The organism is Brevundimonas sp. TWP2-3-4b1 (assembly GCF_049897665.1).
Lineage (GTDB): Bacteria > Pseudomonadota > Alphaproteobacteria > Caulobacterales > Caulobacteraceae > Brevundimonas > Brevundimonas subvibrioides_B.
Genome location: NZ_JAFCWQ010000033.1, coordinates 1 through 21,106 on the forward strand (window position 1 = coordinate 1; position 21,106 = coordinate 21,106).

At 56.6% G+C, this 21,106-nt stretch carries 20 protein-coding genes and 3 pseudogenes; 9 read left to right on the plus strand and 14 right to left on the minus strand.

Annotated features, from left to right (window positions below):
- Positions 1-103 (plus strand): annotated as a pseudogene (locus ACP7A5_RS16740) (IS630 family transposase); the annotation flags it as partial.
- 88 nt (positions 104-191) lie between these two features.
- On the opposite strand, the gene galE reads toward ACP7A5_RS16740, so the two are convergent.
- From galE to ACP7A5_RS16795, 11 genes and pseudogenes are all read right to left on the minus strand, one after another.
- Positions 192-1,187 carry a UDP-glucose 4-epimerase GalE gene (gene galE, locus ACP7A5_RS16745; RefSeq protein ID WP_426042973.1) on the minus strand — a complete coding sequence of 332 codons (996 nt, stop codon included), beginning with the start codon at positions 1,185-1,187 and terminating at the stop codon, positions 192-194.
- Between the two features lie 255 nt (positions 1,188-1,442).
- Positions 1,443-2,582 (minus strand): glycosyltransferase, encoded by a 1,140-nt coding sequence (locus tag ACP7A5_RS16750; RefSeq protein WP_426042974.1) that lies wholly within the window; start codon positions 2,580-2,582, stop codon positions 1,443-1,445.
- Positions 2,583-2,619: 37 nt separating this feature from the next.
- Complete coding sequence (locus tag ACP7A5_RS16755; RefSeq protein WP_426042975.1) at positions 2,620-3,576, minus strand: aldo/keto reductase; 957 nt, start codon at positions 3,574-3,576, stop codon at positions 2,620-2,622.
- Positions 3,573-5,138, minus strand: a complete 1,566-nt coding sequence (locus ACP7A5_RS16760; RefSeq protein WP_426042976.1) for a GMC oxidoreductase — start codon at positions 5,136-5,138, stop codon at positions 3,573-3,575. Before ACP7A5_RS16760 ends, ACP7A5_RS16755 begins: the two co-directional genes overlap by 4 nt.
- The gene (locus ACP7A5_RS16765; protein WP_426042977.1) at positions 5,135-6,301 is read right to left on the minus strand and encodes a glycosyltransferase family 4 protein; all 1,167 of its coding nucleotides are present in this window, start codon (positions 6,299-6,301) and stop codon (positions 5,135-5,137) included. Before ACP7A5_RS16765 ends, ACP7A5_RS16760 begins: the two co-directional genes overlap by 4 nt.
- Positions 6,298-7,389 carry an acyltransferase family protein gene (locus tag ACP7A5_RS16770; protein ID WP_426042978.1) on the minus strand — a complete coding sequence of 364 codons (1,092 nt, stop codon included), beginning with the start codon at positions 7,387-7,389 and terminating at the stop codon, positions 6,298-6,300. Before ACP7A5_RS16770 ends, ACP7A5_RS16765 begins: the two co-directional genes overlap by 4 nt.
- The gene (locus ACP7A5_RS16775) at positions 7,386-8,699 is read right to left on the minus strand and encodes a lipopolysaccharide biosynthesis protein (protein WP_426042979.1); all 1,314 of its coding nucleotides are present in this window, start codon (positions 8,697-8,699) and stop codon (positions 7,386-7,388) included. Before ACP7A5_RS16775 ends, ACP7A5_RS16770 begins: the two co-directional genes overlap by 4 nt.
- A 30-nt stretch (positions 8,700-8,729) precedes the next feature.
- Positions 8,730-10,070, minus strand: coding sequence for an O-antigen ligase family protein (locus ACP7A5_RS16780; protein ID WP_426042980.1), 1,341 nt, complete (start codon positions 10,068-10,070; stop codon positions 8,730-8,732).
- Complete coding sequence (locus ACP7A5_RS16785; protein ID WP_426042981.1) at positions 10,027-11,118, minus strand: glycosyltransferase family 4 protein; 1,092 nt, start codon at positions 11,116-11,118, stop codon at positions 10,027-10,029. Before ACP7A5_RS16785 ends, ACP7A5_RS16780 begins: the two co-directional genes overlap by 44 nt.
- A 129-nt stretch (positions 11,119-11,247) precedes the next feature.
- On the minus strand, positions 11,248-12,105 hold the full coding sequence (locus ACP7A5_RS16790; protein WP_426042982.1) for a WecB/TagA/CpsF family glycosyltransferase: 858 nt from the start codon (positions 12,103-12,105) through the stop codon (positions 11,248-11,250).
- Between the two features lie 72 nt (positions 12,106-12,177).
- Positions 12,178-12,378: pseudogene (locus ACP7A5_RS16795) on the minus strand (GDP-mannose 4,6-dehydratase); the annotation flags it as partial.
- 379 nt (positions 12,379-12,757) lie between these two features.
- Here ACP7A5_RS16795 and ACP7A5_RS16800 point away from each other — a divergent pair.
- Positions 12,758-13,366, plus strand: coding sequence for an FkbM family methyltransferase (locus ACP7A5_RS16800; RefSeq protein WP_426042992.1), 609 nt, complete (start codon positions 12,758-12,760; stop codon positions 13,364-13,366).
- 99 nt (positions 13,367-13,465) lie between these two features.
- Complete coding sequence (locus ACP7A5_RS16805) at positions 13,466-14,158, plus strand: IS6 family transposase (protein ID WP_426042983.1); 693 nt, start codon at positions 13,466-13,468, stop codon at positions 14,156-14,158.
- A 186-nt stretch (positions 14,159-14,344) separates the two neighbouring features.
- On the opposite strand, the gene ACP7A5_RS16810 is transcribed toward ACP7A5_RS16805, so the two are convergent.
- Positions 14,345-14,758, minus strand: coding sequence for a fasciclin domain-containing protein (locus ACP7A5_RS16810; protein WP_426042984.1), 414 nt, complete (start codon positions 14,756-14,758; stop codon positions 14,345-14,347).
- A gap of 219 nt (positions 14,759-14,977) precedes the next feature.
- Between ACP7A5_RS16810 and ACP7A5_RS16815 the strand changes: the two genes are divergently transcribed.
- The 3 genes and pseudogenes from ACP7A5_RS16815 to ACP7A5_RS16825 all read left to right on the plus strand — a co-directional run bounded on the left by ACP7A5_RS16815 (position 14,978) and on the right by ACP7A5_RS16825 (position 17,791).
- Positions 14,978-15,460 carry a pyridoxamine 5'-phosphate oxidase family protein gene (locus ACP7A5_RS16815; protein ID WP_426042985.1) on the plus strand — a complete coding sequence of 161 codons (483 nt, stop codon included), beginning with the start codon at positions 14,978-14,980 and terminating at the stop codon, positions 15,458-15,460.
- A 171-nt stretch (positions 15,461-15,631) separates the two neighbouring features.
- Positions 15,632-16,324, plus strand: a pseudogene (locus ACP7A5_RS16820) (IS6 family transposase).
- An 840-nt stretch (positions 16,325-17,164) separates the two neighbouring features.
- Positions 17,165-17,791 carry a LuxR C-terminal-related transcriptional regulator gene (locus ACP7A5_RS16825; RefSeq protein WP_426042986.1) on the plus strand — a complete coding sequence of 209 codons (627 nt, stop codon included), beginning with the start codon at positions 17,165-17,167 and terminating at the stop codon, positions 17,789-17,791.
- 220 nt (positions 17,792-18,011) lie between these two features.
- Here ACP7A5_RS16825 and ACP7A5_RS16830 read toward each other — a convergent pair whose 3' ends face one another.
- Together ACP7A5_RS16830 and ACP7A5_RS16835 are read right to left on the minus strand one after the other, a co-directional pair.
- On the minus strand, positions 18,012-18,290 hold the full coding sequence (locus tag ACP7A5_RS16830) for a SemiSWEET family sugar transporter (RefSeq protein WP_426042987.1): 279 nt from the start codon (positions 18,288-18,290) through the stop codon (positions 18,012-18,014).
- On the minus strand, positions 18,287-18,781 hold the full coding sequence (locus tag ACP7A5_RS16835) for a low affinity iron permease family protein (protein WP_426042988.1): 495 nt from the start codon (positions 18,779-18,781) through the stop codon (positions 18,287-18,289). The genes ACP7A5_RS16830 and ACP7A5_RS16835 overlap by 4 nt, the downstream gene beginning before the upstream one ends.
- A gap of 453 nt (positions 18,782-19,234) precedes the next feature.
- On the opposite strand from ACP7A5_RS16835, the gene ACP7A5_RS16840 reads away from it, so the two are divergent.
- From ACP7A5_RS16840 to ACP7A5_RS16850, 3 genes are all read left to right on the plus strand, one after another.
- Positions 19,235-19,597 (plus strand): effector-associated domain EAD1-containing protein, encoded by a 363-nt coding sequence (locus tag ACP7A5_RS16840; protein WP_426042989.1) that lies wholly within the window; start codon positions 19,235-19,237, stop codon positions 19,595-19,597.
- Positions 19,598-19,986: 389 nt separating this feature from the next.
- Positions 19,987-20,502, plus strand: coding sequence for a GNAT family acetyltransferase (locus tag ACP7A5_RS16845; protein WP_426042990.1), 516 nt, complete (start codon positions 19,987-19,989; stop codon positions 20,500-20,502).
- A gap of 422 nt (positions 20,503-20,924) precedes the next feature.
- On the plus strand, positions 20,925-21,106 hold a 182-nt coding region (locus ACP7A5_RS16850; protein ID WP_426042991.1), incomplete at its 3' end, for a DUF3422 family protein.

The window sequence follows — 21,106 nt, forward strand, 5'->3', positions numbered from 1 at the left end:
ATCCATCGACCAGCTCTGGGACGCCATCGCCCGGATCATCCAGACCTACTCGCCGCTGGAATGCGCAAACTACTTCGCCGCCGCAGGCTACGATGCAGACTGATCGGAAAATGCTCTAGCCGCGACCTAACCTGCCAAGGCGGACGTCGGTGCGAGCCGGTGAACCGACTGACTCGCAAATCAGCGCTGCATCAAACAGAGTTTCGTGTCGGGTGCGCGATCTGGTGCCAGCGCCAAGCGGTGGCGACGATGTTGTCAAGCGACGAGCGGGTTGGAATGAAGCCGAGTTGGGTCCGAGCCCGACTTCCATCCGCGACTAGACGTGCTGGGTCGCCCGCCCGTCGTCCGCCTTGGGGCGCTGCCAGTGTGTGTCCGGTGATGCGGCTGATAGTGGCTAGTATCTCGCCGACTGAATAGCCGTGGCCGGTCCCGAGGTTGAAAGTGCCGCCGGCATCGCCGTTGAGGAGCCGTTTGAGCGCGAGGACGTGGGCTTCCGCCAGATCCTCAACGTGGATGTAGTCGCGAATGGCGGTGCCGTCCGGTGTCGGGAAATCTGATCCGAAGACCATAAAGTCCTCGATATGGCCTTGCAGCGCCATTAAGGCTCGCGGGATGAGGTGTGTTTCAGTCCTACGAAACTCGCCGATGCGGCCTTCGACGTCTGCGCCGCAGGCGTTGAAATATCGCAGCGAAACCACTTTGACGCCGTGGGCAGCGGCGGTGTCTGCGAGGATCGTTTCGCATATGAGTTTGGTGCGCCCGTAGACGTTCAAGGGTTCGGTGTGACTGTCTTCAGGGATCGGAGACACTCTGGGTTCGCCGTACACAGCGGCGGTCGACGAGAATACGAGGGTGTCACAAGTGGCTGCAGCCATGCCTTTCAGAAGGCCGAGGAGGCCTCCGACGTTGTTGCCGTAGTAGTCAAGAGGGCGGATGCCAGATTCGCCTACGACCGAGAGGGCGGCAAAGTGGATGACTGCTTGGATCTCGTGATCGCGTAGGGTTCGCGCGACGCGGTCGGCGTCGCGGATGTCGCCCTCGACTAAAGGCCCCCAGAGCACTGCTTGGTGGCGACCGAGGCTAAGATTGTCGTATACGACAGGAAGGTAGCCCGCTTCAGCGAGAGCTTTGCATGCGTGAGAGCCGATATATCCGGCCCCGCCAGTGACGAGAATGTTTCGGGTCATCTGCGCCGATAGCACGAGGGAGCGGCGTTGGCATTGCCTTCAACCCTGCTACGACCTGGCAGGCGAGGGACCGGCAAAACCCAGAAGTCCACCATCGCGCAGTTCCATTTTCCGGTGAGCGATGTCCGATCACGTTCACAGTGGGCCGCCGTTCTGAAACCAAGTTTTATCGCGCAGGTCCTGACGTGCAACGACTAAGCGCCCTGTAAGCAGGGCGGTCTCGGAGAGGACCGCAGCACTAAGCAGACCTGCGCATCACCGGAGCCTCTCACACAACTCTCCAAACCGATCCGCAACAGTCTGAATAGACGGAGCCGGATTAATGTTGGCCAGACTTTCACGCAGAACTAAGTGCTCACTGGACTCAACTATCTCACAGATAGAATCAGCGAGTGCCGAAATGGTGAAAGGGGAAACTAAGACGCCTGATACCGATGGTATAACGTACTCTATCTCGGGGTGATGATTAGGACCCTTCTCCGACTCTGCAAATGCGACTATTGGAAGACGGTAGGCTAAAGCGTGGTTCACAGACAATCCCGCAGCCCCCCCCAGTACTAGCAAGTCTGCGCCCATAAAATGGGGCGCCAGGTCGTCTTCGTCGTGCAGTGCACCCGTCAGCAATACGGCCTGTCCAAAACTTGGATCTTGTCGAGAGGCTATCAGTTGCCTAAGCCGCTCTCGTTCGGGCCCGTCGCCAATGAGGGTTAAGGCGGCATTCGGGTGACGCATGCGAACAAGCGCGAACGCCTCAATTATTAAGTCAAATGACTTATCTGCAGTTATCCGACCTACCGAGAGTAACTGCGGAAATCCCCGGCGGTGAGCGCTCGCGCGGGACTTCGCCGCCAGAATATGAGTATTGTCGATGGCGTTTCCAAGCGCAATTGACCAAGTCTTTGGTAAATTGCGAGACACCCATTGCTGTCCCGACTGCGTATACGTTCCGATTGCGTCAGCCGTTGATAGAAGTGGAGGTCTTAAGGCATTTACCAACAAATTCTCTAACTTGGATGGGCGCTTGTCGATCTGCCAACCGTGCGTCCAATACGCTAATTTTGGTAAATTTCCCAGCCGTCGGGCCGCGGCAAGCTGGTAAGTTGACGTCATTCGTAAAGCAAATTCAGCGATCACTGCCTTGGGATTAAGATTACTGAGTATTGCGTTGATCGGAACATTGGCACGAAAAGGTTGAGCTGGGTTAGGAAATGTAATGTCGGCTGGGATGGCAAACGAGCACTCCTGAGGATCGATGAGATTCAAAAATGACCCCATTGGAGGCGTGCGTGATGTCACGACGCGGAGACCATATCTGTTGTAAAGCTCGGCAAAGAGCGGGACTCTATAGTGCGGGATGACTCGTTGAAGGATCAACATATCGCTGAAATCTGGCATTTATAATCTCGACCATTCCGCGACGAGAGCGCGAATTCTAACGATAACGCTGGGAATCAATTTCTTGCATTCCGCTGCGGAGACGCTGGCAGGCTGCGGACAGGAAGCCGACATCTGAAGCTGCAGCCGCGAGACGTTTGACCCTACTAGGTCGGGTCGACGAGAAAAGCACGATCCCACCCTCGTTACGAGATAGGGCGTATCCCAAGAGGGCAGACGCAATCTCGTCATCATCAAAAAGGTCGATACCAACCTTTGGGCTAAGGTTCCGGGCAGCCTCCTCGTTTTCTGCTCGCCATTTCCTGATATGATGAAGTCCGTGTTGGATGGCTCCGTGGGTTATACAAAAGCGGGATGAAATGTGGTCGGCTTCGCGATCCGGGAACTGAAGCACGGATGCCAATTCTGGCCACTGAGAAGCAATGAGCTCGCAGTCTACGTACGAGCTTCCAAGACCTATTTCGCCGATGTAGCCATCATTCTTTTTCGCCAATAGTAGATTTACTAGATCAGTAGTGATGTCAGCGGGCCGCACGTTGTGGAGTAGGTAGATGTCGATTTTTAAGACGCCAAGCTCGCGGAGACTTTGGTGAAGATCGGCTCTAACGTGGTCGGCGACGAAGCATGTGTCCGCTTGTGTGGTACGACGCGCGGCGTGGCCAAGTTTAGACCACAACCGCGGTGCGAACCGTTTAAAGGGCGCGCCAACACTCCGGAGTTGCGCAAGCTTCGATCGAGGAGCAGGTCGTCTGATCCCCACTTTTGTAGCGATCGTGACTTCGAGGTTATGCCCCGACAAGGCCATCCCCAAGGAAGCTTCTGCCTGTCCCCATGCATACGAAGGTGCGACGTCAAAGTGCCGAATACCGCTATCGAGGGCTGCATCTATCAGCGTCTGGCTAGCGGCCCCATCGTCGTTGCGAAAAAGATTCGCGCAACCAAAGCCAAGCGCGGACGTGGACCGGCCATCCGGAAGCACACTGATTGGGGTCATGATGCCACCAGGTCATCAGCGAGCCTTAAGGCCAATGCAATTGCCGTAAAGGTGGGATTAGAAAAACCGGTCGATGGGAAAACTGCAGCGCCTGCAACATACAGGTTTTCTGTCCCGAAGACACGGAGATTGGCATCCACAACCCCGCCCGTGGCGTCGTGACTCATCCTGGCGGTACACATATGATGGATATTGTCCCGGGCATCATCGAGAAATTCGGGCGATTCCTGCAGGAGATCCGGAGAGATTGCTACGTCCGCCAATCCCTTGGCCGCGAGCGCCTCGGCAATCTGCTCCGCAAAAATGCGGATAGAGCGTACCTCCCGGCCGTCTAGGGCCCAAGAGAGCCTTGGCAATGGATTTCCAAATACGTCGGAGCGATCCGCGAGCGTCACGCTGCTCGCCGCGCAGGGCAGCTGTTCAGAAAATACTTCAAGGCGCGCAGATCCATCATGTGGTTTGAACGACCGCCTGTCTTTGAAGTATCGGAATATCAACGGCAGCGAAATTGATGCCACAGCTAAAACGTGCCGCAGCATGGCCAACGGATTTGACGGTAAGCGTCCCTCCAGCAATGAACGAACAAAAAGCTTGATATTATCGAGGTGAGACGAGAATCGATTGTCGAAAACGAAATGGGCACCAAGCTCAGGCATTTCGAGACGACGCTGAGCGGAGTTGCTACTTCTCAGCTTTGGATAATATCTGAACTTTCCGAGATAAATGCTGTCGAAGAGGTCGTGAAACCGCTTGTAGTCGTGGATTTCCACAGTCCCAACGTCGCACACGATATGATCGGCGAAGCCTGTGCCAACCCAGGGATTCCGGGCCCAAGGTACAGTTGGGTCTCGCCTTGCTTCAGCAAGCAAAATTCTAGCGATTTCGATTGAGCCGCATGCGAGCACAACCTTTTTCGCCTTAACAAGGAGTTCTTGACCGCTCAGTGACTTGAACGTCAGGCGAATCGGGGAGCTGGGATTAATGTCAAGCTGTGTCATCGTCGCGTGGACGATAACTCTAGGGCCTTTAATAGCCTTCAGAGTGGGCAGGTAATGGCGTGCAAGATTTCGTGTTGGAACCCACCTGCTGAGAACCAAGTCCAAATCTTCGCCATGGCTGGGATCAAGATTCCCAATACGACGCCAAACGTCGGCATCAAAACGCTCAGCATTGCCGACTCCCAGCATAGTATAGGCTTCGTCATAGTATCGCCGCAGCGCTTCAGAACTGATCGGCCAAGCGCTTATTCCCAACCAAGGCCTTGCTTCGAACAATATCGGGTCAAACTCATGAAGCTGACCGCCCCAGAAAGTGGTGGAACCGCCCAGGACGCGATAACGGCCTAGGTTTAGGCTATTGAAGGGGTGTCCGACGCTGTCTCCATCGGAGAGCTCTTGGCTGTCGCTTTCGAGGCTGATCCCGCCGCTCTCTATGATTAGCGGGACAACTCCCATCTCAGCCAGTTTAACTCCTAGGCTCAGTCCAACCGCACCTCCGCCGACGATACAAATATCCGCGTCAATCTCAGTCGCAGCTCCCAGTAATTCTAGATCGTCAATCACTTGAGCGACCTCGCTGTGAGCACTGCATCGCTGTAGATTTCTATAAGTCTGTCAATGTTAGACTGAGGCGAGTGGCTTGTGTCATAGGCCAATCTGCCGCGTAGTCCGAACTCCCGCACTAGGGCCGGGTTTTCCAAGAATGTATTGATCGATCTGATCCACTCCTCATCCAAATCCGGCGGCACGCACCAACCAGCCCCTGACCCTTCTACCAGTTCCGGAAGTCCGCCTAGCGACGATGCGAGTACAGGCGTACCGCAGGCTAGTGCTTCTGCAATCACGATTGGGAACCCTTCGTACCATTTAGATGGGGTCAGCAGCACGCTGGCGCTTTTGATAAGCTGGAGCACCTCTTGGGATGGTAGCCAGCCATGCAACTTAAGGCGTGACGACGCCAACTCTGCGAGCCTCGAGCGGGCTGGCCCATCACCCACGACGTCGATCATGCCATTCAGGCGATCAGCAATTCGCATCAACAGATCCACGCCCTTCTCTGATGTCAATCGTCCGACGAACACCGCACGTTGGCTTCGCACGGAAGAGCTTAGGCCCGGGTCGGGGACCGAATTTCCCTTTATGACAATGCCGTCACCGCGAAATCCATCCTGAATCAAGATGTCTCGCGAAAACGTATTCAAGCAAACGAGGGTGTACAGAAAGGTCTTCGCGTTATAGAGCGCCTTAAGTCGCTGAGCCGAAATAGAAGATACGACAGATCCAATGCTCGAGCTTTTATAGCATCCATTGATAACACCTTCAATTTTTGTTGAACTAATGCAAAGGTTGCATGGTGCGTCGTTTCGAAAAAGTTGGGCATTTGCACAAACTAGGCGGTAGTTATGCACGGTCTGGACGACCGGTACTTTCGCAGACAATACGCTCTCGACAGCGCCTGGCGACAGCGTAGGAAACGTATTGTGAAAATGAACTACATCGGGTCTGAAATCCTCGAGAAGGGCGCGTATAAGTCGAATCGACTGCGGGTTATGTAGACTGCGAGCCGAAGCGAGAATTTTGCGAGAGAGGCGGTCGATGTTATCGTTATCGACAGTCAACCTCTCAACTATATGGCCGCGATCACGTAAAGCGTTAGCTTCGAAATCTGCGACGGCGTCCTCTCCACCTCGCTGTTGATATCTGTTGTGAGCGATCAGGATCTTCACGAGCCGCCCTCGGGTAACTGTGCATTTTGACGCGGGAAAATAGTTCGCATCCGTGCGCGTGCCAACTTCAGCAGAGGTCTCTCCACACATAGATGGACAAATATTCCGGCAATTATCGCAACGAGGACCGCCACTATTTCAATCATTATGGGGATCCGAGGCAGACCGGCTGCTTGCCAAACAGACAGCAACGCCAATATCGCAATGCCATGAGTAAGGTATAGTGAGTACGAGGCATCGCCGATAAGCCGGCTCATTGAGGAGAGCCGCCCAGGGCCGTCTTTCACGCCAAGGGCTATTGCAACCAAGACGGCTCCAAGAAGACACAGAATCGCAGCACCCGGTAGCGAAACGCCGTGTAGGTTCAGCCTGGCGGATATCAAGAATGTAACACCACTCGCTACGTAGAGTGTAGGTAAGCCACCGAGCCTAAAACCGGTCACGAAGGAGGATGACCGGAGGTAGAGCACTCCCGCCACGAATCCTGCGCCAAACTCTATATTAGCCGGATGGAATACAAACGACGCGATTTCATTCGTCCTGATCGTTACACCTGCTCCGGCCTGTATCGCCCAAAGGAGTAATGGGCTGATGAACCAAAGCCACAGGATTGGACGGGCCCACGGCTTAGAGAACTGGGTGAGAGCGAACACCGTGTAAAATAAAAGCTCGTGCCGGAGCGTCCAAACGACATTCGGTCGGACCTCGCCTATTGGAAATAAGAAAAATGCGCGAATCGAGGCATCGAGATCGTCAAACTTGCCAGTGAAACCCCTCAACACCGCGTACGCAATCACTACAATCCAAAGAAGGGGGAGGATCCGGACGGCGCGGTTGGCAAAAAATTCCCACTTGTCGACACGCGGCGTGAGGCGCGGGCCGTCAAAAGCGGTGAGAGTGATTATGAAGCCAGAGATCACAAAGAATATATCGACCCCTATCCAGCCGAACCGAAGAAGATCAAGCGGCGGGGGAGTCCACAGAAATTGCTCGGCCATCATTCCAGATGCATGATCGATGACGACTAAAAGCGCAGCTATTCCCCGAAGGTGCTGAAGGCCAACAATCGTGGACCTCTGTTTATTCATAGCCCTTCGGTCTTCTCATGAGGCGACTTATAGGGCCGAGCTCCGACTTTTGACTTGCCGCAGATAAATGCGGTTAACGTGAACAAAGTGCCTGCGTTATTAGCAATCGTCATTGCAAGCACGACGCCCAAAACGCCAAATTGCACTGACATATATGGGAGGATGACTGCAAGCGTGGACAAGGCCACGCATTGGCTAATGAAAAGGAAGCGAGTGCGGCCATCCGCAAGCATACTGGCGTTCAGCCCGAAGCGTATCGATTCAATCGCGTACCCGAAGGTCGCGACGGCAATCACCGCACCTCCCGCAGCAGCAAAGTCTGGGCCGAACAGGCGAGTCAACAGCGGTGTGCCCGCGAGGGACATCGTTAACGCATATGGGACAGAAGCTATCAAATAAATCACGATCGCAGGCCAGGGCGAGCTTGGGCGACGTTCGCGGTTAGCTTTCGCGAGACGTGGTACCAGTACGGAGGAAACGACTGCATTCGCCTGGCTCATCGGGCTGACCACGGTCTGAACGGCGCGCAAGACCCCACTGGCTTCCAAGCCAGCCAACATAGCGGTAACCGGGATCACCCCAAGATTGCCGAGCCAAGACAGTGCTGATGACAGAGAGACCCAATGGCCGGTATGGATCAAGCGAGCTGCTAGCCACAACAACAGTCGTCTCTCTGGCGATTTTATCGGCACAGGGCGTCGCAGAATTGGAAGGAAGGCTAGGAAACTAGCTGCGCTGAGGACACCCATCGCGCTTGAAGGCGATGCCAAGTTCGCAAACTTGAGGACAAGGCCGCCGCTGACGAGCGAGACTGAAAAGACGATCGCACTCACCAATGCCGGACGCCGCTGGAAGTCGAGATAGCATATGCGCCGAAACATCGTTTGAGCCCGTAAGGCTATCAGCGCGGCTCCTGCGGCGACCAATAGCGCAAACCAGTCATTGCCCCATCTGAGCGAGACAACCGCGGCTAGCACGAAGCCCGCAGCCAGGATGCAGCTGGCCGATAACGACAGAGCAAGCAATCCACCGCGCGCCTCCGGCGCTTTTGAGACTGGGATTTTGTTCAATGTCGACGGGAGGGAGTCGCCGAAGAATCCCCAAAGGCTGGTCTCTGCCAACATCAAAAAGGACCAGGCAACGCTGTAAATACCGAAATCCGACGCTCCAAGCGCATTTGCCACGATGGCTGTGAAAGCAAAGGACGAGCCAGTGATGAGCCCTTGCTCGATGAGGCCAAGGGAGAGAAGCTGTGCATTTTGCCGCAACCCAAAAAGTTGACCGTAGAACCGAGATCCAAATCTAATCATAGGGGCTACGCTCGAGCCTTCCGCGTCAAATCAGGCACTGCGTTCAGCCACCGTTGGGGCATGGCGCGCAAACCCGCTTGAACTTTTCTTAGCAAGCGGCGGCAGGCTGAAATAGAGGAAAAACATCACGAAGGGTACTAGGCAGTTGTGGAGTCCTAAATATGTGTCCCCAAATGACGACACGATAAGATAAGCGGCCAGCAGCAGGGGAGTTACGTGGACAAAATCTGCCGTAGACATGGCAAGCCGCCAGCTCCGAATGCACACCCCGGCAAGCAAGATTATGAAGAGCACAAAACCAATAAGACCGAAGTCAATTAGGATCTGCAGGTAAGAACTCTCAAAGTTATAAAATGTGTGCCAGGGCTGAAGTGACATCAACTCGACCGCCGGTGCTAATGGCGAGTCTGCGAAAAACTGATCATAACCGTATCCAGTAAGTGGGCGACGCCCATAGAATAGCGGGAAAACCTCGACGAGAAAGCTGCGACCCGTAAAGCCGAGATCCCTGCCAAAAAGAGACAACACCTGACTCGCGACAAGGACAGTTAGAGCTGTCGCGATAGAAGCCAGGACAAAATATAGACTGGCCAGACGCTGATCACGCTTGATAAATAGGAGAAGCGGCATAAGCGGCAGGACCGCAAAAAGGCTAACGACTGGATTGATGGCGCCGGTCATCAACAAGCATAGCGTCATAAGGGCGAGGAAGAGTACATGAACGGGGCCAGTACGAATCGCTCTGTCAGAGATCCGAACTAAACCTATTACAATACATAGAGCAAAGAATCCGCCAGCGAGATTCTTGTGAGCAAAAGGCGCTGCGTATGGAGATAGGCCCAGCAAATTTGTCCGACCCAGCTGATCATAAATATAAGTGTACCCAGAATAAAAAGGATACAACGCCCAGAACAGAACACTGGTTATGCACCCAACTAAAAACATCGCGTCAAAAACCTGTTGGCGCGTGAATCTGTTGGCTGCCCAAAAGGCGAATAAGATCGTCGAGCCGTACATTAAGAGACGGGCAGCAGCGACAGGTTCGACCCTGTGTCCCATGTAACCAAGAGCGCCTGATATTAAGATGAGCGATGGCAAAATAAGCGTGACCAACCTGGGCGCGACGCTACGCCAATGCCAGCTTATCGAAAATGCCAGCAGAAAATAGAGAGTGAACCAAATGTACTTGTAAGCGGCGGACTCAGATGCACGCGACGTGATAACTATCAAATCCGACTTGCTAAATATCATGTACGGAAAAGTCGAGAGCATGAGCACCGACGACACAAGGAGTACCCAAGCGAGCGGTCTCATTGGCTGACTTTTATCAAGCGGCATCGATACTCGCCTTGACGGACTTGAGAAGTTCATGCCACAGGCGCGCAGATCTTTCGATGCTCCGCATGCCTGCAAACTTGACCGCCTCTGTTTGCTGTCGCTCTAACTCGGGACTGTTAGTCATAAGACGACAGATTGATTCGACCCAACTGCCAACTTCGAGCGGTAACACTAGGCCGTTCACGCCATCGATGACTAAGTCATTCGCGGCCCCCACATATTCCGACACAACGCATGGCGTTCCTGTTTGCATCGCCTCGTTGCACACGAGGCCCCACGGCTCTTGGAGCGACGGCAGGACTAAAATTTTTGCCTGGCTGTAAACCATTTCCATCTCGTTCCAAGGTACGGTGGCGCTATGCGTATAATTGACACCAGCGTCGTCGAGTCGGTGCAATAAGTCAGAAAGCGCCGGACCGCGGCCGACAAAGCGAACCTTCAACTTTGCCATGCGCGCTTTGAGCGCGATCGCCAGCTCGCCTACGAATGTCGCGTTCTTGACGGTATTGTTAACGTGGGCAACCCACAAAACTTCAAACTGCCGTGCCTCAAGAGGTACAATAGGGCCTTGCGCGGACCAGGCGGGTACTAGTGGACATACAAGGATCCGTTCTTCTGGTACCCCTTGAGAGACAAAATAGTCATGACCTTTGTCACCACACGTGACTACTGCGGCCGCTCTGGATAAAATCAACCGGCGTGCGAAATGGTGGTAGATAGACGTCGGCATGTCTCGCGCCCATCCATCAACCGTCAGTATTAAGGGGACTTGGCGAAAAATAGCCCAAACTGCCGCGATGAGCATGGTTGGATAGAAGCCGTTGATCACGAGGATCGTGGGCTTCGTTCTACTGAGGTGCCTGATAACTCCGGCGTTCAGATGGGCGAACCGATTTTCAGCTAGTCGCACCGTAATGCCGGGCAGAACGGAATGTCGGTAGGTTGGCCGGTCGGGTGCCGGCCAATCGCGATTTGGCTCCGAGCCTGTGCATGACACCACGTCAAGATCGGCACCTAATGCCTGAAGCTCGACGTATAGCCTATTGGTATAGGGCGTGACCATGTTGTTAAGGATCGTCACCCGCATTTCTTTAGGTCCAAATTTGTTTGGGCGGGGGTAGCAGGAGCAGCGCGGTCGAACTTGTTGCGATCATGTTGTCGAGGGCGACTTGACCAGTTATTCACCTGAAACAAATAAAAACACAACTTTTCATTGGGCGGACTGTTCAGAACTGTCCCTACCCTGCGAAATCGCCGTAAACTTCAGAGTATTCCGCTTGAATATCTCTGCCGCAGAGATCATCACGAACTGCGGTGCGTCAATCAGATACCGACGCCAAAGTCGACGTGGAGAGTGTACCAAGCGGTGCAACCATTCGACGCCGAGGCGCTGGAATACGCGAGGAGCTCGGGCAATCGCTCCAGCATGAAAGTCGAACGCTGCTCCGACACCGATTAACACAGTCCGCGGTAGCCGCTCGGAATGAGTCATGGCCCAACGTTCCTGCTTGGGGCAGCCCAGCCCTACCCAAACGATATTGGGGGTCGTCCGTCGGATCATCTGTACAACTTGATCGTCTTCAGCAGGGGTTAGATCTCGAAATGGGGGAGAATAGGCTCCAACGATGTGCACGCCTGGATAAAGGCTCTCTAGGCGAACCTTTAGGTTTCGAACGACATCTTCGGTGCCGCCATATAGGAAGTGTCGCCAACCTAAGTCCCGGCCGTCGTCTATGAGGCGCAGCATCAAGTCAGGCCCGCAGACACGTCGCATCGCTGGTCGACCCAACAAGGCGGAGACCCAAGAGAGAGGTTGGCCATCCGGCGTAACCATGTCCGCGTTTCTGAGGGCCATCTCGTGCGATGGGTCACGTCTGGCACGCATGACACTGTGCACATCAGCGACGCAGATATACTTGGATCCTTTCGAAGACACCCAACTCTTTAGGCGCTCAACCGCGGTATCCATCGTGACGTCGCTGATAGGTGCGCCAGCTATGAGCACATAATCGAGACCGGTAGATGCCGCTGCGGCATCTTTCGACGTGGTGGGAATAAGCTTGGGCATAGCTTCTATCTGACCCCCTGCATGGGCAAACACTTTGTGCGTTCAGGTTATTCGGCTGAGCGGAGCTTACCTGTCACCGTAGTGGAGGATAAAACTCGGATCCGGCACATGCGGATCTTGATACAAATGCTCGATACGCCCCGCGTTGACCGACGACGAACGTTGTTTCAAGCCGTGAACGACATAACCTTTGCTCAGCAGGAGTCTGGACAAATAGGCTCCGTCCTGGCCTGTCACACCGGTCACTAGGGCAACTTTTCGATCACGTTTCAATTGTTTCCCCTGCGTATAGCTGCTGGCGAAGCTAACGCGGTTACGTGCCGGGAGCCAACTTTTTGGCTTTAAAATCCGCAGTTGGCTTCACATTGTCGCCGGCCGTGGCTAGTGGATCACTAGCCGTCGAACTCTGTATGATGGAAGCGGGCGGCGGCTGAGCCCGGCGAGGTTGGAGTCGCTTGTAATCGAGAGAGGCGTCTACTAACGAAACAGATTGGGGTAGCCGGTCGCTAATGGTGACGCTGGAGGTGGATCGGCCGTGAAAGCACTTCTTATACAAGCTCTGCATTCGGTTGGTCCCCTTCATCGGGCGTATGCCCGTGTTCGAGGGAAGCGTGTCCACGAGCCTGATCGCGGGGCGCCTAGGCCTGTCCATGTGGGCACTAAGTATGGCGGATGGTCGTTCCTCCCTCAGTTCTTGAACAAGAACTCCATCGTGTACCTCGTAGGCATCGGCACTGACATCTCATTCGACTTGGAGGTCATACGGATTGTCGGCTGCGACGTGCATGGGTTCGATCCAACGCCAAACGCGAGTGCGTGGATCGCGAAGCAATCGCTGCCGCTGCAGTATCGCTATCATGCTGTTGGACTTGCAGCAAAAGACGGATTTGCTGAATTCCTGGTCCCTGAGCTAGAAGGCTGGGACTCCTTTGGTACTGTATCGAATGATACGCCAGACGACCGCATCGTACAATGTCAAGTAAAGCGCCTGAGTACAATAGTCGAGGACTTGGATCATAGACATATTGATTTGTTGAAGATCGATATCGAGGGATTTGAGTACGAAGTTATTGATGACATGTTGGAAGGTGGGCCGCTTCCCGATCAGATGTTGATTGAGTTCCACCACGGCATGTATGAGCATTCGACCGCCGAAACGCTTCGGAGTGTTTCCGCCATCAGGGCAAAGGGGTACACGCTTGTAAGCGTTAGCAACGTGGGTCGGGAATACTCTTTCGTCCGGACGGCACTGCTGACTTGAAGCCTGCTTCGGCCGGTGACGAATCGGGGGGTGCTGTCAGGCGAACGATAAAAGGTCTCCGGTATTCGTGGCGTAAACCACTGACGGGGATGATATTTCGTGAAGCCGATTTCGTTCAAGCGTCACCGGTTTCCGGCAGATGTTATCCGCCATGCCGTCTGGCTGTACTTTCGTTTCAGCCTCAGTTTTCGTGACGTTGAGGAACTGATGGCGGCCCGCGGTGTGGACGTCAGCTACGAGACGATCCGGTGCTGGACCATCAAGTTCGGCCCCTTGATCGCCCGGCGGCTGAAGAAGCGGCGAGCGGCCCCGTCGCCGCGCTGGCACCTGGACGAGATGGTCTGCTGGATCGGCGGCAAGCGGATGTATCTGTGGCGCGCAGTGGACGATGAAGGCGAGGTCCTGGACCTCGTGGTCCAGCGCCGGCGGGACACAGAGGCGGCGTTGAGGCTTCTCCGACGCCTGCTACACAACCAGCCGATCGAGCCTCAGACGATCACGACGGACGGCCTGGCCTCCTATGGCGCGGCGCTCGATGTCCTGGATCTGAGGCATCTGCATCGACCCGGCCGGCTTCGTGAGAACAATCGGGCAGAGAACTCCCACCTGCCGATCCGACGACGAGAGCGACAGCAGCAGCGGTTCAAATCCCAGGCCTCAGCCCAGAGATTCCTCACCACCCACGCGGCGATCTACAACACCTTCAGCATCCAGCGCCATTTGATCAGCAGACCCACACTTCGCCGCTTCCGCGCCGATGCTGATGCCGCATGGGCAGCCGCGGTTGCCTGAAGGGCGGCGGGGCAGGGGGCTCTCGGCTTGGCGAAGTTAACCTGTCAGGCCCTAGCTCAGCTAGCAAATTTCGCGCTGCCGTCTTGAGCCCGCAAACCTTGAGATGAGCCTTTCTTGTCGCATCACCAAGAACAGGAAACGACAGTACCTTCGTACTGTCGTTTCCTGTCCACAAGTTGTAGTCGATCAGTCTTTGGGCATGATGACTGAGTCGATCACATGAATGACTCCATTGGTGCATTCGATGTCAGCCGAGGTGACCTTCGCTCCGCTCACCTTCACACCGTCGGTGCCATCCACGTCAAGCGTCTCGCCTGAGGCCGACGCTGGACTCATCTTCTTACCTTTGATGTCTGCGGCCATGACCTTTCCCGGAATTACATGGAGCTTGAGGATTTTGGTCAGCTTTTCCTTATTTTCCGGCTTGACCAGTTCATCCACAGTGCCCGCAGGCAGCTTCGCAAAAGCGTCGTCCGACGGCGCGAAAACGGTGAATGGACCCGCGCCCTTCAAGGTGTCCACGAGGCCAGCTGCCGTCACGGCAGCCACGAGGGTCTTGAACGAGCCGGCGGCCACAGCGGTGTCTACGATATCATGCATAGCAAACGTCCTTTTTGGGTGATCTGGCGCAACGTGGCGCACGCCCTAAACCATGTGCCTTGCGGTCGGTTCCAATGTTCAGCTGGCGACAAGAAGAGCCCACGCCGCAATCGCTAAGCGGATCGGGAAACGCCTCGCATCGTACGAGTATTTACAAGGAACGACGGAACAACTTAGCCTCCACGCGGCTTAAATGCGGGACCCCAAGGACCAGCCCCAATGAACTATGAACAAGGCAATGCAACTCATCTGAAGGACAAGTTTTGGCAGGCGATGAAGCAATCTTCGTTCGTCATGCTCCAGCTGGGTGAAGATCAGGACAGTGCAGCGCCGATGACCGCGCAGCTCGATAAAGACGCCAACTCAGCGATTTGGTTCTTCACCGGGCGCAACAGCCGGTTCGGAGCAATGGGACCGGCAACTGCCACCTATCAATCCAAGACCCACGATGTTTTCTGCCGCTTTTCGGGCGTTCTGAGCGAAGAAACCAGCCGCGAAAGGCTCGACAAGCAATGGAGCAATTTTGTCGAAGCCTGGTTCCCCGGCGGCAAAGAAGACCCTAACCTGCTCTTGATGCGTATGGATCTGGGCGAAGCGTCGATCTGGGCCGGAGAGCTCGGCGTAATCAACACCGCCCGTATGATGCTCGGTATGGACGTAACCAACAAAATCAAAGGAGGCCACGCGGAGGTAAACCTCTGACCCTTAGAGTCTGACTCATAATGTTTCTGATTATGTTCAGTGGTTTGCGGGTCGTCGGGTCATGAGCTGAACCGAGGCCATGAGTAGCCAGGTGGTTGAGCGGTTCTGGCAGGCGTACGATAAAAGGTCTCCGGTATCTGCGGCGTAAGCCACTGACGGGGACCATATTTCGTGAAGCCGATTTCGTTTAAGCGCCACCGGTTCCCGGCGGACGTCACCCGCCATGCCGTCTGACTCTACTTCCTCTTCAGCCTCAGTTTTCGTGACGTCGAGGAACTCTTGGCGCAACGCGGGATCGACGTCAGCTATGAGACGATCCGGTGCTGGACGATCAAGTTCGGACCGCTGATCGCGAGGCGGTTGAAGCGCAGTAGGGCAGCTCCATCGCCTCGCTGGCACTTGGACGAGATGGTCTGTTCGATCGGTGGAAAGCGGATATTTCTGTGGCGAACTGTCGATGACGAAGGCGAGGTCCTCGACCTCGTCGTCCAGCGTCGGCGGGACACAGAGGCCGCGTTGAAGCTGCTCAGGCGTCTCCTTCACAACCAACTGGTCGAGCCGCAGACGATCACGACCGACGGCCCGGCCTCATACGGCGCGGCTCTGAATCAGCTGGATCTGAGGCATCTGCACCGGCCGGGTCGGCTTCGAGAAAACAACCGCGTTGAGAACTCCCACCTCCCGATCCGACGACGAGAGCGACAGCGGCAGCGGTTCAAATCCCAAGCTTCAGCCCAGAGATTCCTCACCACCCACGCGGCGATTTACAACACCTTCAACATCCAACGCCATTTGATTAGCAGACCCACACTTCGCCGCTTCCGCGCCGATGCTGATGCCGCATGGGCGGCTGCGGTTGCCTGAAGGGCGGCGGGGTAGGGGGCTTCTCAACCCGGCGCGGTTATCCTGACAGCGCCACTTCACCGGCGACGGGCAAACGTGGTTTGTCAGGGCTAACAGCCTCGTGGCAGATATGCGCGGCTACTACACGGTGGAACTGGGTGAGGGCACCGGTTCGACGAGCCTTGCCTTGGGACAGCCCATCACGGGAGACCTGGCGTCTTCGGATGCTAAGCTGAGCGACGACAGCTACTATGATTGCTACCCGGTGGAGACCTCGCCTGGATCGGGGTATCGCGTGCTCATGCGATCAGCAGACTTCGACGCCTACCTTAGCGTCGGTTCGGGCCAGTGTTCCGGCGCCGCCGTTCAGTCGGACGACGACGGGGGTGGAGGTACGGACGCAGCGGTAGCCTTCACAGGCGATGGCCAGACGTGGTTCGTTAGGGCCAACAGCCTCAACAAAGAGACAGTAGGATCTTACAGCGTCGAACTCACTGAAGGTACCCAATCTGCCACCAATCATGCCAAGGCACGGACACGGCCGGGGCCTCGCTAGGGTGGTGCCAGTCAGCGAACTGGCAGTGCCATTTCGCGGAATGGGTTTAGGCGCAAAGTCGCAGGGCAGGGACTTCCGCTTCTAACTCTCTACTGACGTTTGGAACGTCCGCTATCGCGCGGCAGGAATGCTTGAGGGTGGGCCTTCCGCAAAGCGGACGTCCTGGACGTCTCAAACGGGTGGACAACGGACATCGGTTCGGCCGACATCTAAGTGCTCACAACGACCCGGGTGCCAAGCCGTGTCACCTCACGCTTAGCCCGGCTGGGGCGACGGACTAGGTTGTGGCCCGAAAGCGAGAGGCGATGGATCAGGATTTTTACGACGACATCGATGACGCCAATGCCCTGAAGGCCTCGATCGTGGGGAGTCCGATCGCCTCGGTCATCACCAATCCCCGTCTGCTGGACAACCCGATAATCGCCGTGAACCGGGCTTTCTGTGCGTTGACGGGTTATGGCCCCGAGGACATCCTCGGGCGGAACTGCCGGTTCCTGGCCGGTCCGGCCACGGAGCCATGGCCGACGGACCGCATCCGCCAAGGCATACGGGCGCGGCGCGCCACCCTGGTCGAGATTCTGAACTACAAGCGCGACTTCACGCTCTTCCGCAACGCCGTGCTGGTGGCCCCGGTGTTCTCGCAGGACGGGGCTCTGGAATATTTCCTCGGATTGCAGGTCGAACTGGACGACGACGCCATCGGCCCGACGTCCAGGCGGCACCAGCGGGCGGTCGAGCTTGTGCGCGACCTGTCCCCGCGTCAGCGCGAGGTGCTGCAACAAATCGCTGCCGGGCAGCGCAGCAAGCAGATCGCCCAGAACCTGGATCTGAGCGAAAAGACGGTGAAGATGCACCGCGCCCTCGTGCTGGAAAAGCTGGGCACCCACAACATCGCCGACGCGATCCGCATCGCCGTCGAAGCCGGACTCTAGCCGCGCAGGGCGCTGTCAGGTTAAAGACATAATTAGTGCCATCAGTTGAAGTTAATGCCCAACAGGCGAGTTGTGTAGGTCTATTGACCGACCACCCTCTGCTGAACTTCGTCGCTTTTTCGTCCGGCTGGCGCCCATGAATTGGGCCCGAACAGAAGCTTAGAGTTTTATCCTGGCAACACCCGCGCGTGTGAAGATCCTTTAGTCAACAGCACGGGGTTCACCCGTCAGGCTCGCCGTCCTTGAACCGCCATTTCATACCCAGCACGCCCGCCGCCATCACCAGCGCAGCGGCATTGGCGATCGTCACCGGCCAAGCCTTGGTCAGCACGCCGTATATGACCCACAGCACGAAACACATCACCGTCAGCGAATAGGTTTTCAGCGACACCGACGACGCGTCTCGTTCCTTCCAGATCTTGACTATCTGCGGGGCGAAGCTGGTGATCGAAAATAGGGCCGCAGCCGTTCCGAACACATTGGCGACCAGATCGCTCATGCCAAGGCCTTGGCGCGATCGTTGGTCGCGGGTCTCGCCTTGGCCACAGAGGTCGCGGCCTTGGGTTGCACGGCCTCAGCTGCCTCGGCCCGAACGGCGGGTCGACCCTTGATGGCGCGGGCAGGCTTGCCGGCGTGGACCTCGATCGCGCGGTGCTCGACCTCCTCCAGGATCTTGTCCAGTTCGCGCTCGGTCAGGTGCTCGATGCCGACGAACCGGGCGTCGGCCTTCTTCACGGCATAGACCAGTTCGTCCAGCTTGGCCTGCATGGCCGCCCCGTCACGGTTCTGGGTGTTCTGGATCAGGAACACCATCAGGAAGGTGATGATGGTCGTACCGGTGTTGATCACCAGCTGCCAGGTCTCGCTGAACTTAAACACTGGCCCGCTCACGGCCCAGATCAGCACGATCATGAGGCAGGCGATAAATGTCCAAGGTTTGCCAGCGATCTTGGCGGTCAGGGTCGCGAAACGGACGAACAGCTTTTCCATGACGGGCAGAGTGCCCAAATTAATACTAAGTTCCGCGGATGGACGCGCTCTCGGCCGGTTAGCCAGGTGTCTCGGAACCGGTTGCCGTGAACTGGCGATTTGACGTCCGGAGATCGCAGAGCTGTTGATCGGCGTTCAAGGCGGGACCCCACCCAATATGAAATAACATATTGAATGAGCTTAATATCTCGGGGCCAAACGGGGTCCCGACGGACGCCAGTCATCATGCACGCTAAAGTACTGTTATATTGCGAATTCGACCACCGAGGTCGCCTTTCGATGGCGTCCGATCTCGACGCCAATCCACATCGCGGCGGCGCTGCCGAACCTCGATCAGTCGAGATTTACCGGCTGGGTGCAAAGTACCGTTGCGCTCTGGCCAGTGTTGGCGACGGGCGATGCTGAGCTGCTGGGGAGCCTCCTTGCCGAGCGGACTGGGGCCAGTGACTAAATTTGCTGCTCGGTCACTACCGTACTGTAAAGAGGGACCCCAAACCCGCGCTCCGATCGGCTGCCGACCTGCTGTCATTCTGGGACAAATGGACGGAAGGTTTATTCACACCGACGGCTGACGAGAAGTGGGGGTCCTTTATCCGCGTGGCCTCGAAACTTTATCCGCACGGGCCAGGCCAGAGGGAACTCTGGGAACGCGCAGGCGGCAAGACCGCAGAGTTGCCTAAGGGTGGGACCGGCGGCTCACTTTGGCGATCGGCCCTGTTTCTCGCCAGGAAAGGCGGGCGCCCGTCGTCAGCCGCACTTCTCCGCGAAATGCGCCATGATTTTGCAGCAAATCGCGAACTGCGGCTCCTCGGGTAACCGGAGAACGCAGCACAATATTTTTTCTTTAGGGGCGGAGCGTGGGCGAAGAAACAGCAGCTTCGCTTCTGCTCCCCGGTGGCCCACAGGGCTGAATTCCGGGATCGCTGGAAGGCCGGCGAGTCGATGAGTTCGATTGGACGGCGGTTTGATCGAGGGGCCTCCTCAGCGTTCTCGGTGATCTTGCTAACAGGCGACATTCGACCTCCTGCCAAGAGTCTGGTGTCGTGAGCGCTCAGTCCCGGCGAGCGGGAGATTCACCAAGCTTTTCCGATGAGGCAGCGTCATCTTGTCAAGCCGGGCAACGTGATCGGGGTGCGGGCGTTTTCTCATTTCAAGCTTAGCCGCTTTTGGACGGCGTCTGGCGAAAGCATGCGAGGACGCGTCCCATGACCTTCATCTCCCGCCTTGTCTTCGGGGCCACCAGCCTTGTGCTCCTGCTTCTGGCTTTCGGCCTGATGGGCGTGGGCCTGATGGAACTGACCAAGGCCGGTAGTGGATCCGTCGACGCGGCCGGCGACGCCATTTTGGCGGCTCTGGGCTATGTCATCGTCGCCATCGCCGTCTTCGACGTGGCCAAATACATGTTTGAGGAGGAGGTCACCGGCGACCATGAAAAGCGCGGAGCCGCCGTGGCCCGGCGCTCTCTGACGAAGTTCCTGTCCACCATCGTCATCGCCCTGTTCCTCGAGGGGCTGGTGGTAGTGTTCAAGACCGCGCGCAGCGATGTCGCCATGCTGGGCTATCCCACCGCCCTGGTTCTGGTCTCGGTCCTCGTACTCGTGGGGCTGGGCGTCTACCAGCGCTTCTCAGCCAGCGTCGAGGAAAAGGTCGGCGACGGCGACGAGGCCGCCAAACAAGAGGAAGACGCTCAAAAGGCTTCGGTGAAGCGCTCACCCCCCTAGCGGCGGGACCGCGACGCATTCGCACGCACCGTGCCGTTTCGTGGAATGGGGCTTGGGCCCAAAGCAGGCAGGGCGGACTAACAGCCGATCCTGACTCGCAGCGCCGGTGCGGAGTGTCCGCTGTTCAACACCGCTCCAAAGACCAACCGCACCGGCTGAAAGCGGACTCTCTCAGCGTCTCTTTCGGGTGGAGAGCGGACATGGCTGTTAGCAATGCACGGTGACTGCACGGCCCCATATGCGGACATTGTGCACAGGTCAGAAACCGGACCTTTCGCACCCATTATCTGAGACATACCGTTCACCGCGCCCAAGCCCATTCCGTGAAACGGCACGACCAGCTCGATTGCCGCGCCCTCCGTAACGCCTGTGTGCTCAAACGTCGCCTTGACGGCAAGTTTCGCTCGGGTCCCTGATGATTGATGGTTTCCGGAATATCGACGAATTGGCGCTACCACCCGCAGCGCGACGCTCTGCTGGCGGAAGCTCACGCCCGCCCTTTCACACCACTGGTCGGCCCCGCGCTTGTGACGCGAATCGCCACACTTTCAGGTCAGGCTGGCGAGCAGGGCGACCGGGACCACATGGCCGCCCTGTGCCGCCG

What these genes read in the sequence shown, in the direction of transcription:
- ACP7A5_RS16775 (WP_426042979.1), bottom strand. Translation starts at nt 8,699, where the DNA reads ATGATTAGATTTGGATCTCGGTTCTACGGTCAACTTTTTGGGTTGCGG.
- ACP7A5_RS16825 (WP_426042986.1), top strand. Translation starts at nt 17,165, where the DNA reads ATGGATCAGGATTTTTACGACGACATCGATGACGCCAATGCCCTGAAG.
- ACP7A5_RS16830 (WP_426042987.1), bottom strand. Translation starts at nt 18,290, where the DNA reads ATGAGCGATCTGGTCGCCAATGTGTTCGGAACGGCTGCGGCCCTATTT.
- ACP7A5_RS16790 (WP_426042982.1), bottom strand. Translation starts at nt 12,105, where the DNA reads ATGCCCAAGCTTATTCCCACCACGTCGAAAGATGCCGCAGCGGCATCT.
- ACP7A5_RS16770 (WP_426042978.1), bottom strand. Translation starts at nt 7,389, where the DNA reads ATGAATAAACAGAGGTCCACGATTGTTGGCCTTCAGCACCTTCGGGGA.
- ACP7A5_RS16835 (WP_426042988.1), bottom strand. Translation starts at nt 18,781, where the DNA reads ATGGAAAAGCTGTTCGTCCGTTTCGCGACCCTGACCGCCAAGATCGCT.
- ACP7A5_RS16750 (WP_426042974.1), bottom strand. Translation starts at nt 2,582, where the DNA reads ATGCCAGATTTCAGCGATATGTTGATCCTTCAACGAGTCATCCCGCAC.
- galE (WP_426042973.1), bottom strand. Translation starts at nt 1,187, where the DNA reads ATGACCCGAAACATTCTCGTCACTGGCGGGGCCGGATATATCGGCTCT.
- ACP7A5_RS16845 (WP_426042990.1), top strand. Translation starts at nt 19,987, where the DNA reads ATGACCTTCATCTCCCGCCTTGTCTTCGGGGCCACCAGCCTTGTGCTC.
- ACP7A5_RS16810 (WP_426042984.1), bottom strand. Translation starts at nt 14,758, where the DNA reads ATGCATGATATCGTAGACACCGCTGTGGCCGCCGGCTCGTTCAAGACC.
- ACP7A5_RS16755 (WP_426042975.1), bottom strand. Translation starts at nt 3,576, where the DNA reads ATGACCCCAATCAGTGTGCTTCCGGATGGCCGGTCCACGTCCGCGCTT.
- ACP7A5_RS16815 (WP_426042985.1), top strand. Translation starts at nt 14,978, where the DNA reads ATGAACTATGAACAAGGCAATGCAACTCATCTGAAGGACAAGTTTTGG.
- ACP7A5_RS16780 (WP_426042980.1), bottom strand. Translation starts at nt 10,070, where the DNA reads ATGAACTTCTCAAGTCCGTCAAGGCGAGTATCGATGCCGCTTGATAAA.